This is a genomic window from Bacillus sp. SSR7 (assembly GCF_055902415.1).
On record NZ_JBVVXV010000003.1, the window covers coordinates 383,818 to 399,318 of the forward strand.

15 protein-coding genes are annotated in these 15,501 nt (G+C 36.2%); 4 read left to right on the forward strand and 11 right to left on the reverse strand.

Annotation, left to right across the window (positions count from 1 at the left end; translation table 11 throughout):
- Window positions 1-3: 3 nt before the first annotated feature.
- The 8 genes from AC0NJG_RS09350 to AC0NJG_RS09385 all read right to left on the reverse strand — a co-directional run bounded on the left by AC0NJG_RS09350 (window position 4) and on the right by AC0NJG_RS09385 (window position 7,833).
- Window positions 4-726 carry a prepilin peptidase gene (locus tag AC0NJG_RS09350; protein ID WP_087994479.1) on the reverse strand — a complete coding sequence of 241 codons (723 nt, stop codon included), beginning with the start codon at window positions 724-726 and terminating at the stop codon, window positions 4-6.
- A 112-nt stretch (window positions 727-838) separates the two neighbouring features.
- Window positions 839-1,549, reverse strand: coding sequence for a LutC/YkgG family protein (locus AC0NJG_RS09355; protein WP_087951742.1), 711 nt, complete (start codon window positions 1,547-1,549; stop codon window positions 839-841).
- The gene (locus tag AC0NJG_RS09360; protein WP_000061911.1) at window positions 1,549-2,970 is read right to left on the reverse strand and encodes a LutB/LldF family L-lactate oxidation iron-sulfur protein; all 1,422 of its coding nucleotides are present in this window, start codon (window positions 2,968-2,970) and stop codon (window positions 1,549-1,551) included. The genes AC0NJG_RS09355 and AC0NJG_RS09360 overlap by 1 nt, the downstream gene beginning before the upstream one ends.
- Window positions 2,971-2,986: 16 nt before the next feature.
- Window positions 2,987-3,706, reverse strand: a complete 720-nt coding sequence (locus AC0NJG_RS09365) for a (Fe-S)-binding protein (protein ID WP_087951741.1) — start codon at window positions 3,704-3,706, stop codon at window positions 2,987-2,989.
- 168 nt (window positions 3,707-3,874) lie between these two features.
- A complete protein-coding gene (locus AC0NJG_RS09370) occupies window positions 3,875-4,564 on the reverse strand; it encodes a FadR/GntR family transcriptional regulator (RefSeq protein WP_254912616.1) in 690 nt (229 codons plus the stop codon).
- A gap of 226 nt (window positions 4,565-4,790) precedes the next feature.
- Window positions 4,791-6,191, reverse strand: coding sequence for a sensor histidine kinase (locus AC0NJG_RS09375; protein WP_087951740.1), 1,401 nt, complete (start codon window positions 6,189-6,191; stop codon window positions 4,791-4,793).
- Between the two features lie 3 nt (window positions 6,192-6,194).
- Window positions 6,195-6,866 (reverse strand): response regulator transcription factor, encoded by a 672-nt coding sequence (locus tag AC0NJG_RS09380; protein WP_000049878.1) that lies wholly within the window; start codon window positions 6,864-6,866, stop codon window positions 6,195-6,197.
- The gene (locus tag AC0NJG_RS09385; RefSeq protein WP_143880950.1) at window positions 6,859-7,833 is read right to left on the reverse strand and encodes a YncE family protein; all 975 of its coding nucleotides are present in this window, start codon (window positions 7,831-7,833) and stop codon (window positions 6,859-6,861) included. The genes AC0NJG_RS09380 and AC0NJG_RS09385 overlap by 8 nt, the downstream gene beginning before the upstream one ends.
- Before the next feature lie 136 nt (window positions 7,834-7,969).
- On the opposite strand from AC0NJG_RS09385, the gene AC0NJG_RS09390 reads away from it, so the two are divergent.
- The 4 genes from AC0NJG_RS09390 to AC0NJG_RS09405 all read left to right on the forward strand — a co-directional run bounded on the left by AC0NJG_RS09390 (window position 7,970) and on the right by AC0NJG_RS09405 (window position 13,233).
- A complete protein-coding gene (locus AC0NJG_RS09390) occupies window positions 7,970-9,085 on the forward strand; it encodes a CdaR family transcriptional regulator (protein WP_474062999.1) in 1,116 nt (371 codons plus the stop codon).
- Window positions 9,086-9,202: 117 nt separating this feature from the next.
- Window positions 9,203-10,615, forward strand: a complete 1,413-nt coding sequence (glcD, locus tag AC0NJG_RS09395; protein ID WP_087951736.1) for a glycolate oxidase subunit GlcD — start codon at window positions 9,203-9,205, stop codon at window positions 10,613-10,615.
- Window positions 10,612-11,940: a (Fe-S)-binding protein gene (locus AC0NJG_RS09400; protein ID WP_087951735.1), complete on the forward strand. Its 1,329-nt coding sequence runs from the start codon at window positions 10,612-10,614 to the stop codon at window positions 11,938-11,940. Before glcD ends, AC0NJG_RS09400 begins: the two co-directional genes overlap by 4 nt.
- 465 nt (window positions 11,941-12,405) lie before the next feature.
- Window positions 12,406-13,233 (forward strand): CAP domain-containing protein, encoded by an 828-nt coding sequence (locus AC0NJG_RS09405; protein WP_087994482.1) that lies wholly within the window; start codon window positions 12,406-12,408, stop codon window positions 13,231-13,233.
- A 40-nt stretch (window positions 13,234-13,273) separates the two neighbouring features.
- Here AC0NJG_RS09405 and AC0NJG_RS09410 read toward each other — a convergent pair whose 3' ends face one another.
- The 3 genes from AC0NJG_RS09410 to AC0NJG_RS09420 all read right to left on the reverse strand — a co-directional run bounded on the left by AC0NJG_RS09410 (window position 13,274) and on the right by AC0NJG_RS09420 (window position 15,409).
- Window positions 13,274-13,879 (reverse strand): DUF1648 domain-containing protein, encoded by a 606-nt coding sequence (locus tag AC0NJG_RS09410; RefSeq protein ID WP_087951733.1) that lies wholly within the window; start codon window positions 13,877-13,879, stop codon window positions 13,274-13,276.
- 91 nt (window positions 13,880-13,970) lie between these two features.
- A complete protein-coding gene (locus AC0NJG_RS09415) occupies window positions 13,971-14,894 on the reverse strand; it encodes an RluA family pseudouridine synthase (protein WP_087951732.1) in 924 nt (307 codons plus the stop codon).
- A gap of 98 nt (window positions 14,895-14,992) precedes the next feature.
- Window positions 14,993-15,409 (reverse strand): hypothetical protein, encoded by a 417-nt coding sequence (locus AC0NJG_RS09420; protein WP_000490297.1) that lies wholly within the window; start codon window positions 15,407-15,409, stop codon window positions 14,993-14,995.
- Window positions 15,410-15,501 lie beyond the last annotated feature (92 nt).

Genomic DNA, 15,501 nt, shown 5'->3' on the forward strand with positions numbered 1-15,501 from the left:
TCTCTATTTTGTATACGTGACCAGCATGTAACATATTGCACCAAGGCTAATAAAAGGACCAAACGGAATTTGGCTCCTCATTTTCATACGTTTTACTACTATACCGGCTCCAAAGAAACAAAGACTAAAGCAAGATGCTAAAAATAAAATCATAAAAACCCCTTTCAGTCCCACTATAAATCCAAGCAGCGAAAGTAATTTTATATCTCCTCCACCAAGCCCTTCTGGATATATCTTTTGCATGCAATATAACAAAATGAATATAACGCTACTACCAACTATACTATCTGTCCAAGTGACTAACGGTACAAAAATACATTCTAAAATGAGTAAACAGGCAAACCAAGCTAAAATACGATTTGGGATTAACATGTATATGTAATCTGTAACTGAAATAATAAGAAGTAATGAAAATAGCGATAAAATGATAATAAGCTCTCGTTTCACCCCAATCATATATACAGTAAGAAGACATATCATTCCGGTTACAAGTTCAAATACTACGTACAAAATTGAAATAGCCCTCTTACAATTCGTACAACGTCCCCTTTGTATACAAAATGAAATGATTGGAATCAATTCTTTTGGCTTTAGCACATACTTACAATAATGACAATGTGAACGCGGGGTAATGATAGACTCACCTAGTGGAACTCTCATCGCAATTACCATAAAAAAAGAACCAAACACCATCCCCACTAACAATGCATATAAATAAGTGAACATCCCTTCCTCTCCTTTCCAGAAGAACATAGCAAAAAAAGGAGAGAACTTCTACTTCATATTATCTCTATTCTATTAAAAAAGCAGGCCATTTTCCGGCCTGCTTTCCCCTCTTTTATACGATGAAATATACTGCTTTTAATGGTCCGTGTACTCCGACAACAAGGTTCATTTCAATATCTGCCGAGTTACTAGGTCCTGTAATAAAGTTAATACAAGATGCCACTTCTTCACCATTTTCTACACGTTTGTTCATATCCTGAACTGCTTGTGTAATACGAGGCACAAGTGTTTCACGTGGAATAATAGCAAAATAGACAGTCGGTAAAAAGTGTAAAGAACGACCTTGGCCTTTATGACTTTGTACCACAATCGTACCCGATTCAGCTAAAGTATAATCACTAAATGCGATTCCAATATTCGCTCTTTCTGCGATACGCATATTCTCTTCTTTTTTCTCAGGATCCCATACATTCACTTCAACATTTTGCTTTGGAAGCTCTTCTTTAAATAAAGAAGTCAATCCATAAGAATCAAAACGTTCATCTGCCGATAACATAATCGGTCCCCCGCCGTTTTCAACGATTACTTTTTGAATATCTTCACGTAAACGATCGTTTGTCGTTTCCACTACAGTTGTATGAATGTTTGTACATTGATTTTTAAATACTTCTAACAATTCTTCTTGGGAATAATCTTTTAGCGTTTCTACATTTACATTACTTTTCCATGCTGGACGCTTTACGCCTTCCGTTTTCCGCTCACGTCCAAGTTCTTTTGCAATATTATCTAGAAAGGACTCACGGTTTTGAATTAATCCTGTCATTATTTGTCCCCGCCTTTCTTATGATCTTTATACCAATCACGGAATCGTTCTTTACTTGGAGCCGGGAATTCACGAATATCTGTCCAGTTTTTAAGTGGCCCAACACCTTTTGATACACGGTTACCAGATGTAAATGGACTCATTGCTGCTGGCGCCATCTTTGATCCCATTTTATATAAAGCTGCTGAAGATGCACCCATACTAAACATTTTCATTGCTAATTTTTCTGCAAGTGGAGCACGTCCTTCTTGCTCAACGATAACTTGACGATGTTTTAATAATAAATCATGCAATGGAATTTTTACTGGACAAGCTTCTGTACACGCTCCGCATAAACTAGAAGCATAAGGAAGCTCTTTGTAATCATCATATCCACCTAAAAGTGGTGTTAATACCGCACCAATTGGCCCTGAGTATATAGAGCCATATGAATGTCCACCAACATGACGATATACAGGGCATACGTTCACACAAGCTGCACATCGAATACATTGCAACACTTGACGGAATTCAGATCCAAGAATTTGAGAACGACCATTATCAACCACAACTAAGTGGAATTCTTCTGGGCCATCTACTTCTTCTTCTTGAATTGGTCCCGCTACCGTTACATAACTTGTTAACTTTTGACCTACTGCACTACGACATAGTAAACCAACTAAAACATCTAATTCTTCCATTGTCGGAACCATACGTTCCATACCCATAACTGCAATTTGTGTTTTTGGAATCGACATGACAAGATCGGCATTCCCTTCATTTGTTACTAAACAAAGGGAACCTGTATTTGCAACAGCAAAGTTACAACCTGTTACACCAATTTCTGCATCCATAAATTTTTCACGAAGTTGTTTACGAACAAACTTAGTCATCTCATATGGGTCATCAGAATTTTCATAGCCAAGCTTTTCTTTAAATACATCACGAATTTGCGTTCTATTTTTATGAAGTGCAGGCGCAATAATATGTGAAGGTGGATCATTATCTACTTGCAAAATATACTCTCCTAAGTCACTTTCTAACACTTCACAACCAATTTCTTCAAGCGCATGATTCATACTAATTTCTTCTGTTACCATCGACTTTGATTTTACTACTTTTTTTGCCTGCTTCTTTTTCGCAACGTCTTGAATATACTTTGCTGCTTCCTCTTTCGTTTTTGCAAAGTACACATGTCCGCCTCTTTTTGATACATTTTCACTTAACTCCATTAAGTAATAATCAAGATTTTCTAACGTATGTTGACGAATTTCTTCACCAAGTTCACGCCATTCTTCCCAGTTTCCTAATTCATCCGCTGCTTTTAAGCGATTCGTATATAAACGCGTTTGTGCAGACGATACTGCTCCGCGCATAAACGAATCTTGAATTCCATCGCCAACGCGATCATTAAATTTTTTCTCACTGATTTTCATAGACATAGCTTATGTTCCCCCTTCATGAGCGACTATTCAGTACCTCAGCAATATGCATTACTTTTATTTCTTTTCCTAAACGCTCAATACGTCCGCCAATGTTTAACAAACACCCACAATCTGCACCGATTAAATAATCAGCACCTGTTTCCATTGCACTATCTACCTTTTCATCTACCATTTGCTCAGAAATTGGAGTCATCTTCACTGAAAACGTTCCCCCAAACCCGCAACAATTTTGCACATTTGGTAACTCTCTCACAGTTAACCCTTTTACATTAGATAATAAAATTCCTGGTGCCTCTGTTACTCCAAGCATACGTGTCATATGACATGATTTATGAATAGTAGCAATCCCTGATAAACTCGCACCAACATCAGTAACCTTTAAAACGTCTACAATGAATTGTGTAAATTCATATGTTTTATCAGCAACTTTTTGTGCACGTTTAGCCCACTTCGGATCATCTTTAAAAACATGCGGATACTCATGAAACATTGTCGCACAAGAACCAGATGGCGTAACGATATATTCTGCATCCTCGAAAGTTTCAATCATATGTTTCATCGCTTCTTTTGCCGCTTCTACATGGCCGCTATTATAAGCAGGCTGACCGCAACAAACTTGTGCTTCTGGAAATTCAATTTCACAACCTAAACGCTCCAACACCTCAACTGTTGCTTTGCCGACATTTGTTTCAAACATATCGACTAAACAAGTAACAAATAAAGTAACTTTCATAATTATTACTCCCCCTTTTTACAACTCCACCAACAAACATACGGTCATCAGATGACTAAGGAGAGAAGAAATAGGCTCAACCATGGCCTATCCTCTCCCTCTTCTAAAGAAAACGCTTACTTAATCTCTCTCTATTTTATCAGAAAATTAGATTTTTAAAAGATTAAATTAAGAATTTATATCGTTTCTACCTGTGACAATATGTTCTACATTTGTTAAATGATCTAGCATTGCTTGCTGCGCTAATTCTACATCTTGCTTTAACACTGCATCATATATAACTTGATGCTCTTCTATAAGTCGTTCTGATGTTGTTTGTTCACCATATAAAATAATGCGTCTTGATTCACCAATCGTTTCAGCAATCATCTCTGAAACATGATTCATAAGTTCAAGCAAAATGTTGTTATGCGAAGACTCTGCAATTCCCATATGGAACTGAAAATCTGCTTTTTCACCAGCTTTTTCATCTCCAACGCTCTTTGCCATTTCATCTAACCAATGCTTCATATTTTGCAAATTATCTTCCGTACGTTTTGCCGCAGCTGCTCGAACTGCCCCCACTTCAAGCACCTTTCGTACTTCTAATAAATTCAAAATATCTTCTTTCTTCATCAGTAATCTATTGTTTAATGATTTTGTTAATGAAGAAGAATCGAAGTTCTTCACATATGTACCTTCTCCTTGTTTCATCTCAATTAAGCCCATTGCTCTTAGCGCACTTAGCGCTTCACGAACAGCAGATCTACCAACTTGAAACTGCTCAGCTAATTGATGTACAGGAAGTAGTTTGTCACCAGGTTTTAACGTACCATTTTTAATCATTGTTAAAATAGCTTCAGATACTTCTTCGTAAATCTTTTTCGGTTTAATAGATTTGTACTCCAGTTAAATCACCTCAGTATCTTCCAAACAACAATTGAAACGATTTATAAGAACTTTGCATCATAACTATTTTAGAACGAATTAATAAGAAGTACAAATGTTTTGTTCATAAATTCGTCAAAATTCCGATATTTATTACATATTAATTTATATCTTACGTATAATTATTGTCTTCCATATAAAGAGCATGCCCTAAAAATTAGAACATGCTCTCCTCATCCTGTACTTTCAATTTAATACTAACCGTCGTACCGTTCCCTTTTTCGCTTTCAATCCGCCACTGTCCATCATGTATATGAACAATTTGTCTTACAATTGCCAGGCCTAAACCTGTTCCACCATGTTGACGACTTCTCGCTTTATCAACTCGGTAAAAACGTTCGCCAAGGTTTTCTAAATGCTCTGTATCAATACCGATTCCCGTATCTTTTATGTTCAATTCACAGTAATCATCTGTCTGTCTGAGCGTTACCATAATATCCCCGTTTTGATTTGTATACCGTATTGCATTATCTAACACGTTATGAAGCACTTGTTGCATACGATCCTCATCAATCATTACAATGATTTCTGGATTTAAATTTGTTGAAATACGAATTTTCTTTTCTATAAACTTAATCTCATACGTATCTAACACATCTTCAATCAGTTGTGAAAAAACGATAGGTTGTTTCTTTAACGGAAAATGTTCACCTTCTAATTGTGCTAAATCTAATAAATCATGAACGAGACGCTGCATACGATCTGCTTCTTTATGAATGAGCTGTGTTACTTTTTCCTGCTGCGCTCCCTTCGCTACACCATCTAAAATAGCCTCGCTATACCCTTTTATATAACTAAGCGGTGTTCTTAGTTCATGCGAAACGTTAGCTAAAAACTCCTTACGCTTTACATCTTCTGTCTCCAAAGAATTTGCCATTTTATTAAATGCTTTTCCTAATCGCCCAATTTCATCTTCAGAAGAAATTGTAATTCGTTCTGAGAAATCTCCTGTAGCCAAATGATTGGCAACTCGCTCCATTTGCGAAAGTGGTTTCGTAATAGCAATAATAATTTTTCTACCAATCCATATTGTCAGTAAAGTTATAGCAAGTGCTAACGGTGCTAAAATAAGACCCATATCATATATTAAGTCTTTTATACTTTTTAAAGGAATATAAGAATATACAATACCAACTAATTTTTTATTTTCTAAAACAGGGATGACAACCCCCATAATATTACGGTCAAAATGTTCCTCGTATCCTATCTTTGTCACAGTTTTTCCATCTAATAATGCTTGCCTGTCCCCTTCACTTATAAGAGAATGATGGTGCACATCAAATGGTAAGCATGCGCTTAAATCACGTGGGTTCGATACGAAAAGAACGTCTGAACTAGATATTTGATCAAATGCTCTTACTTTCTCTTCAAAAATTGATATTCCTTCGCGCTTATCATATTGCGCAGCAAGACGCTTCCCTTCCATTACTAATGAATCTTTTAAATTATCAACGTATAGTTTTTCGTACGAGTATAAAGATACAAAATAAAGAAAGGAAACTGTTACAAATACTGCACATACTACTGTCAGCCAAAGCTTCTGTACCATCGTAAACATACGTTACACCTCAAATTTATAGCCTACACCCCAAACAGTTTGAATGTAGTTTCCACTTTCTCCAAGCTTCAAACGCATCGTTTTCACGTGCGTATCTACTGTTCTTGTGCTTCCGGCATAATCATATCCCCATACCTTTTCCAGCAATTGTTCCCGGCTAAATACTTGCCCTGTATGTTGGCAAAGAAAATAGAGTAAATCAAACTCTTTTACTGTAAGAGAAATCGGTTCACCATCAGCCTCAATCTTCCTACTTTTTTCATTAATAAGGATCGGTCCAAACTGAATCTCCTCTTGTTGCTCTTGCTTTGTATAACGTCTTAACACAGCTTCCATACGAGCGATTAATTCACCAGGACTAAATGGTTTTACAATATAATCATCCGCCCCCATACGTAAGCCGTTCACCCTATTCCACTCTTCACCTTTTGCTGTTAAAAATATAATTGGTACATCTGACGTTTTTCTAATTTCTTTGCAAACTGAAAGTCCATCCATCTCTGGCATCATAATATCTAGTACAACGAAATCATAATGGTCCGTTTCTAATTTTTTTAGAGCCTCTTTTCCATTTTCAGCTTCTCCCCACTCGTATCCGAAATTATCTAAGTACATTCCAACAAGTTGCCTCATATCACTTTCATCATCTACAACTAGCACCCTATATTTACTCATTGTCCTTCCCTTCTCTCTCTATGAGTTGAAACGGTCCTTTTCCGACTTTAATTGTTTGTTTTATTTTCAAATTCTTCATATCCATGACGCACACTTCATCACTATCATAGCTTGCTACGTATCCTTCTGCTCCGCTCTTCAAAAATGCAAATGGGTTTGATCCTACTTCTACAGAAGCCACCTCTTTATACGTGCTAACATCAAACTTTCTAAGCGTATTCGAACCGTGACTTAATGCATATACATACTTATTATCCTTCGTAATATTCACAGGCATAAACGGAGCGTGTAAAGAACGTACCATTTCTCCGCTCTGCAAAGAATACACTAATACTTTCTCATTCACCTGATTTCCATCACCATGTCCGCCAATCCATATTTCTTTCCCATCTGGACTAATTGTTGCTCCCGTTGACGCTGGTGGAATCGTAAAGGATTGCATCACTTCTTTTTTCTTTGTATCAATTGTCGTTAGCTTCGTATCATAAAAGTTTAATACAGATAACTGGTTATGGTACTCTACCATCGTTATTGGTCCTTTTCCTGTCGAAACATTCCCTGTCTCTTTTCCATTAATCGTAAAGAACCTTACCTTTTGGGCATTTTGATCGGCAGCAAATAATTGCTTTTTATCTTCTGATACGACTACATTTACAATGCCTTTTCCTGTTTTATATTTTTCCACTTGCCTTCCTTCTGCTAGTGAATATACATACATGTACTCTAACTGCTTACCATATACAAGTATGTCCTCACCATTTGGAAGTAGTGCAATCCCTGCCATTGGTTCGTTAAGTTCCCATGTCGTAATTAACTTTTTAGTATGTTTATCAACAAAACTAATACTACCTTCTTTTATATTCGTTGTTATAATAACACTTTTATCTTTAGCAATCGATGTATAGGAACTTCCTTGACACCCTACTAATAGAAATAAAAAACAGAGAAGAAAAATATACTTTCTCAAAAGATCCCCTCCATCTTCGGATGATTTCGTTATAATTGTAAAATAACAAATAAATGTGTGGAAAGTGTGAAATTTCCCTTTCCTACTTCATTTACATATATAATGTACAACAAATAGAATTTGAGGTGTGCCAATTATGCTTTTTCCTGATTTAGCGAATAAAATTGTACGAGAAGTACGCAGGCTAATTAAAGAAAATATTATTATCATTAATATACAAGGCGTTATTATCGCAAGTACAGATATAGAAAGAATCGGCCAATTTCATGAAGGCGCACTCCGCTGCGCAAAACAAAAGAAAACTGTCATTATTACAAAAGAGGATGAACGATGTTTGCAAGGCGTAAAGGCAGGTATGAATCTCCCTTTACTATTCCATGACGAAGTAATTGGTGTCATTGGAATCACAGGTGAACCTGAAAATATTTCACAATACGGAGAAATATTACGTAAAATGACCGAACTACTCATCCATGAAAACTACTTTTTAGAACAACTAGAACTTGAACACCGTTCTTATGAAGCATTTGTCTTTGATTGGCTTCAAAATACAGACTGGTCTCCAAGCTTTCTCGATCGTGCCAAAACACTTGGTATTGATTTATATAAGAAAAAACAACTTATTTTGTTCTCTATCGATCAAAATGACACGATGCTTCAGCGTAAGATTTGGCAACATGTACGCAATCTATTAACAAAGGAGCATCTATTTGTTCGCTGGGGAAATGATCGATTTATTTTATTTACAGTCACGAACTCCAAAGAGCAAACGTACCAATTTTTAAAACGATTAAAACAAGACTGTGAAACTTTATTTTCTACTCCTTTATATATCGGGATTGGACAGTCCGTTACGCCAAGCAATATGAACTTATCGTACGAACAAGCATTACAAGCTCTTTCCGTATCACTTGAAACGAAACAAATTGTATTTAATGAAGATTTACGTTTAGAAATGTGCTTACAAGATATTTCTGCCGAAACGCGGGAACAGTTTCTAAAGCGCACCATCGAAAACTTACTATCATCTCCTGAGCTTATACACACTTTACGTTTATTTACCGATTATAACCAATCTTATAAACAAACAGCGGAGCAATTACATATACACATTAACACATTGCATTACAGACTTAAAAAAATTGAGGAGTATACAGGACTTGATCCGAAACAATTCAAAGACTTAAACATTTTATACTTCTCGCTCCTCTTATTAGATAATCATACAAAAAAGAATGATAAAACAGATTAATCTTTAGATGATTATACATAGAAAGAATCCCCCGACTTTTTTATCATTATAATGAAAGCACTGTGATAACGTTTTTTATTATGACTAATTACGTTAACAGTTTGAGGGGGATTTCCAATGTTAGAAAAACAAATTATTGATTCATTCGTATCCATTGTTGGCGAAGAGAATGTGGATACATCCAATATGGGGCGTTTAACGTATAGTTATGATGCCACTCCAAACTTCCAAGCAATGCCTGATGCAGTCATTGCTCCTCGTAATACAAATGAAGTAGCTGAAGTGTTAAAAGTATGTAACGCTCACAAAATCCCTGTATATGTTCGTGGTTCTGGAACAAACCTTTGTGCAGGGACATGTCCACTTAAAGGCGGTATTGTTCTTATCTTCCGCCATATGAATAACATTTTAGAAATTGATGAAGAGAATTTAACAATTACTGTACAAGCTGGTGTCATTACACTTGATATTATTAAAGCCGTAGAAGAAAAAGGTTTATTTTATCCACCAGATCCAAGCTCAATGAAAATTTCTACAATTGGCGGTAACATTAATGAAAACTCGGGTGGATTACGTGGATTAAAATATGGCGTAACACGTGATTATGTGATGGGTCTTGAACTTGTCTTACCAAATGGTGATATGATTCGTACTGGTGGTAAATTGGCAAAAGATGTAGCTGGTTACGATTTAACTCGTTTATTTATCGGTTCTGAAGGAACTCTTGGCGTCGTGACTGAAGCGATATTAAAACTTGTTCCTATACCTGAAACGAAGAAAACGATGCTTGCACTATATGAAGATATTAACGAAGCTGCACGTGCTGTTTCTTCTATTATTGCAAATAAAATCATTCCAGCGACACTTGAGTTTTTAGACCAGCCGACAATTGAAGTTGTAGAAGAGTTTGCTCAAATCGGTTTACCAACTGACGTAAAAGCAATTTTATTAATTGAGCAAGATGGTCCGCCTGAAGTTGTCAATCGAGATATTGAAAAAATGGCTAACGTTTGTCGTTCTATGAATGCAGTTGATGTTCGCGTTGCAAAAGATGAAGCAGAAGCAGATGCGCTTCGAACAGCTCGCCGTAGTGCACTATCAGCACTTGCAAGATTAAAACCTACTACAATACTGGAAGATGCAACGGTACCACGTTCACAAATCGCTCCAATGGTTGAAGCGATTAATGCCATTGCAAAAAAATATAATATTCCTATTTGTACGTTTGGGCATGCTGGTGATGGTAACTTACATCCAACTTGTATGACAGATGCTCGTAATGAAGAAGAAATGCACAGAGCTGAACAAGCTTTCGCTGAAATATTTGCGAAAGCAATTGAACTTGGCGGCACGATTACTGGTGAACATGGTGTTGGTGCGATGAAAGCCCCGTATTTAGAAATGAAATTAGGTAAAGAAGGTATTGCTGCTATGCAAGGGATTAAACAAGCCTTCGATCCAAATAACATTATGAATCCAGGAAAGATGTTCGCGAAGGACACTCGTAAAAGAGTGGTGGTTGAGCGATGACAACATTAAATAAAGAAAACATTCAAAAGGAATTTAAAGAACGATTAAGTGAAGATGAACTACTAAACTGTATGCGATGCGGTTTCTGCTTACCAACTTGCCCTACTTACATTCAATCTGGATATAAAGAATCACATTCACCACGAGGACGTATTGCATTAATGAAAGCGGTCGTTGACGGTTTAATTGAGCCAGATGAAGATATTGAAAACACATTAAACGTTTGCCTTGGCTGCCGTGCTTGTGAACCTGTTTGTCCATCTGGTGTGAATTATGGCCATTTATTAGAAGAAGCCCGTGATATTATAAATCAAAACAAAAAATTCTCAGTGCCCGTGAAAGCCGTTCGTAAAGTCGTTTTTGAAGGACTATTCCCGCATCAAAATCGAATGAGAACATTAACCGGACTAATTGGTTTTTATCAGCGTTCTGGTTTACAAACGCTAACACATAAAACAGGGATTATGAAGTTATTCCCTGAAACACTTGCAACAATGGATCTCGTTTTGCCTAAGGTTCCTAAAATGAAAGCAATGAAAGATCGTCCTGAATTTTTACATGCTGAAAGTACAAAAAAGAAACAAGTTGCATTCTTCACAGGTTGTTTAATGGATACAATGTTTTTAGAAACAAATAACGCAACGATGAAACTTCTTCAGTTAGCTGGTTGTGATATCGTTATTCCGAAAACACAAAGTTGTTGCGGGGCATTACATGGGCATGCTGGTGAGAAGAATGGAGCAAAAGAATTAGCAAAGCGCAATATAAAAGCATTCGAAGACTTAAACATCGACTATATTATTACGAATGCTGGTGGTTGCGGAGCTTACCTCGTAGACTACGATTACCTGTTAAAAGATGATCCACAGTGGGCTGAACGTGCAAAGCAGTTTGTTTCTAAAATTAAAGATATTACTGCTATTCTAGTAGAACTAGATTTCCATAAACGTAATGACTTACGACTCACGCCGCAAATTATTACGTATCAAGACTCTTGTCACTTACGCAATGTTATGCGAACATCTTCAGAACCTCGTATGTTACTAGAAGCAATTCAAGGCGCAACATACCGTGAAATGAAAGATGCGGATCGCTGCTGTGGTTCTGCTGGTATTTATAACATTGTTCATTCAGAACTATCCATGGAATTTCTAGATTACAAAATGGACCGTGTGTATGAAACAGAAGCAGCAACCATTGTTACTGCAAATCCAGGTTGTTTATTACAAATGAAATTAGGTATTGAACGAGAAGGTCTTTCTCATAAAATGAGAGGAATTCACATTGTTGATTTATTATTAGAAGCAATTGAAACCAACTCGTAATAACTCGTAACATACGTAATAATAAGAAAACGGCTATCTCCTTCGTCTATGTAAAGAGATAGCCGCTTTTTTGTCCGCTACAACATTAAAAATATGTTACTTTATTATAAAAAAGAACAACAGAAACATTACAGTTTTGTAAAAATCAATCCAGTATATTCCTCAAAAAAACGCTCAAATCATTGATACAATAGGATTCTTCATTTTCAATATAGGTACATTTATCCAAAAACCCCCTCTTATAACCAAGTATAAAAATGCGGAAAATTCCTTTTATACTCTATGTTTCTCTTATTTTTCCGCCTTTCCCCTCTTAGGATAAATTAGGTAAATTTTAAGTCTATGAATTTTTTTCCATCTTTTTTCTCGCAAAATCTATGCTACGATGAATTTGTCAGTCAGACAGGCTGTCAAAAACAAATCGTGTGAAAACAAATTAAAACTTTACATAGGGGGACACACATCATGAAAAAGCGTGTTTTATTATCTGTAGCTGCTGCAACGGCTCTTACTTTAGGAGTATCTTCTCTAGATGCACAAGCTGCAACAGTACAACCATCTAACATAAAGGTTCAAAATATTCAGCATTCAAAAGTGATGATGAAACAAATGAGCCAACAAGAATTACAAGCATTCTTACAATCTATGGGCGTTGAGTCATTAGCACAATGGCAACAAGGAAACTTCCAACCAAATTGCATTATTCCTGGTCAACAACCTACTGAAAATGTTGTAACTGAGCAACCAACAGCTAAGCCAGAAACTCAAAAGCCTGCTGAGCAAAAGCCAGTTGAGCAAAAACCTGCTGAAGAGGTGCAAAAACCAGAAGCTCAAAAGCCTGCTGAAAACAATAATACGCAAAAACCTGCTGAACAAAAACCTGCTGAGCAAAAGCCTGCTGAAGAAGCAAAATCTTTAAGCGAGTTCGAACAACGTGTTGTTGAATTAACAAACGCTGAGCGTGCAAAACAAGGTTTACCAGCTTTAAAAATCGACACTGAATTAAGCAAAGTAGCACGCATTAAATCTGAAGATATGCAAAAAAATAACTACTTTGATCATAACAGCCCTACATACGGGTCTCCGTTTGACATGATGAAGAAATTTGGTATTTCTTATACATCTGCAGGTGAAAACATCGCTCAAGGCCAACGTACACCTGAAGAAGTAGTACAAGCTTGGATGAACAGTGCTGGACACCGTGCAAACATCTTAAATAATGGCTTCACTCACATCGGTGTTGGCTATGTAGAAAGCGGCAACTACTGGACACAACAATTTATTACGAAGTAAATAGATTAAAAGAGTCTTCTCATAATGAGAAGACTCTTTTTTACGTTTCATAACTTTCTATTATGTATGAGTATAAAGCGTAGAACATAAACAAAATAGAACCACCACTTATTACGCTAAGTAACACATAAAATCCCCATTTCAAGTTCAAAAACAATGAAAATAATATACTACATGCCATCACTTGAAAAATCCGCCTACTCACTAAACGGATCTTTTTTAATTTGATTGAGTCTTTTTCCGTACTCTGAACTTTTTTAAACGCCTTACTAAGCATAAAAAGAAACATACTAATCCCAATTGTTAGTCCTGTTTGAAAGGATATCATGCTTCCAAAATTAATAAAGAGAATGAGCATATGGATAAACAACATAAATAAAGTAATCGTCTTTAGAAATCCACTTATAATGACATGCTCTTCTTCATTAAACTTATATATATTATGTGAAATAATATACATCAATCCATGTAAGAAAATAATAAGACAAGGAATAAGTGCTATAACAACTTGTTTACTCATAAACTCGTTCGGCCGACCATTTACATCCCAATGTACCGCCAAATGTTCTGGTAAATATGGATAGAGACATAGAGTAACTAAAAGACAAGCGAAAAATATTCCTAGTATATATTTATATTTGATCAAGTGATTCTCACCTCTCTTTTCTCTTAACGGCTTCGCTTCTTTTAGAGAAATTCCTGCAAAAATCTACTTTTCTCAACTTTAAACTTCCACTTTACGCATTCATTCTTTGAAATTCTTTCATTGTATCATTTAATTTTGTAGGGAATGGTACATCAACTTCAATCTCTTCTTTCGTAATTGGATGTAAGAAGTTTATCTTCATCGCATGTAACGCCTGCCTAGACATATATTTTGTTCCTCCACCATATAAAACATCCCCAATTAACGGATTACCATTATAGCTCATATGAACACGGATTTGATGGGTTCTACCAGTTTCTAATTGTAACGTTACGAGCGTAACATTTTGTTTTTTAAAATACTTCTCTACTTTATAATATGTGATTGCTTGATCTCCCTTTGGAGAAACACGTCGTCTCGTCGCATGATGGCGATCTCTTCCGATAGCCGCGTCAATTGTTCCTTGCTTCTTTTTCACTTTCCCTTCTACAAGAGCCACATACGTTCTTTTAATTTTTCGTTCCATTAATAAACGATCCATAATTGCACCAGCAATTCTATGTTTGGCAAACACGACACCACCTGTCGTATCTTTATCTAACCGATGAATATGACGAACCTTCGTCTCTAAACCTTGCATTTGAAAATGGAAGGCGACAAGATTTGCAAGTGTTCCCATCCCGCCTTTTTCAGCAGGGTGCGTATCCATCTTCTCAGGCTTATTTACGATGAGTACATGATCGTCTTCATATACTACATCTAATTCACCATATTCAGGCTCTACACCGTATTCTTCCTCCATAAACATATGGACTTGTAACTTTTCGTCCTCTTTTAAAAGCTCATTCCATCTTCTCTGTTCTCCGTTAACAGTAACACCTTTTTCCATACGAAGCTGATGTAACAACTTTTTCGGTATTTCCCATTCTATTTTTAATAACGACTCAATGCTTATACCATTCCATTTCGCTGGCACAGTAATTTCGCACCATTCGCCCTTCTTTTTCGTTTCCATACTGTATCACCTTATTTCTATTGATTCTCTCATTGTAACGGAAAATACACTTTGATGCACCGTCAAAAATAGAGGACAGTCTTATAATAGACTGCCCCTCATGCTCTACGCCTTCTCATTTCCTGCAACACTTCTTCCGCTTTTTGTTCATACGATAAATCTTTAAAGAAATCCGCCAATCTTTTATAATCATTATACGTATCTAATAAGTCATCCATCTTTTCTACTTTCATCACTTGTTGTTTTTGCTTCATTTTTACCGGATAACGATAGCCTGATACTTCTTGTATTTTGTAATACTCATCCTCTACTTGAATGACCTTTACAAGTTCCTCTTCTTCCGCATCCATCGTATACCCATCAAAATCTCTAAGCAATTCATAAATGATATGAGTCCATTCATCTTTTGGATAAAACCCTTTTTCTAACCGATAACCGACAATGCGATACATATGCCCATCATTTTCTGCAAACTGTACTGTATCATTTAGCTTAAACTTAAAATAACGAAACATTGCCTTCACCTACTTATATGTAATGTTCTTATCACATACTATTTGCAAAATGTAGGTCTTGCTATTCATAAAAAAATACTCATCTTATAGAT

What these genes read in the sequence shown, in the direction of transcription:
- AC0NJG_RS09350 (WP_087994479.1), bottom strand. Translation starts at nt 726, where the DNA reads ATGTTCACTTATTTATATGCATTGTTAGTGGGGATGGTGTTTGGTTCT.
- AC0NJG_RS09355 (WP_087951742.1), bottom strand. Translation starts at nt 1,549, where the DNA reads ATGACAGGATTAATTCAAAACCGTGAGTCCTTTCTAGATAATATTGCA.
- AC0NJG_RS09360 (WP_000061911.1), bottom strand. Translation starts at nt 2,970, where the DNA reads ATGTCTATGAAAATCAGTGAGAAAAAATTTAATGATCGCGTTGGCGAT.
- AC0NJG_RS09365 (WP_087951741.1), bottom strand. Translation starts at nt 3,706, where the DNA reads ATGAAAGTTACTTTATTTGTTACTTGTTTAGTCGATATGTTTGAAACA.
- AC0NJG_RS09375 (WP_087951740.1), bottom strand. Translation starts at nt 6,191, where the DNA reads ATGTTTACGATGGTACAGAAGCTTTGGCTGACAGTAGTATGTGCAGTA.
- AC0NJG_RS09380 (WP_000049878.1), bottom strand. Translation starts at nt 6,866, where the DNA reads ATGAGTAAATATAGGGTGCTAGTTGTAGATGATGAAAGTGATATGAGG.
- AC0NJG_RS09390 (WP_474062999.1), top strand. Translation starts at nt 7,970, where the DNA reads ATGCTTTTTCCTGATTTAGCGAATAAAATTGTACGAGAAGTACGCAGG.
- glcD (WP_087951736.1), top strand. Translation starts at nt 9,203, where the DNA reads ATGTTAGAAAAACAAATTATTGATTCATTCGTATCCATTGTTGGCGAA.
- AC0NJG_RS09400 (WP_087951735.1), top strand. Translation starts at nt 10,612, where the DNA reads ATGACAACATTAAATAAAGAAAACATTCAAAAGGAATTTAAAGAACGA.
- AC0NJG_RS09405 (WP_087994482.1), top strand. Translation starts at nt 12,406, where the DNA reads ATGAAAAAGCGTGTTTTATTATCTGTAGCTGCTGCAACGGCTCTTACT.
- AC0NJG_RS09415 (WP_087951732.1), bottom strand. Translation starts at nt 14,894, where the DNA reads ATGGAAACGAAAAAGAAGGGCGAATGGTGCGAAATTACTGTGCCAGCG.
- AC0NJG_RS09420 (WP_000490297.1), bottom strand. Translation starts at nt 15,409, where the DNA reads ATGTTTCGTTATTTTAAGTTTAAGCTAAATGATACAGTACAGTTTGCA.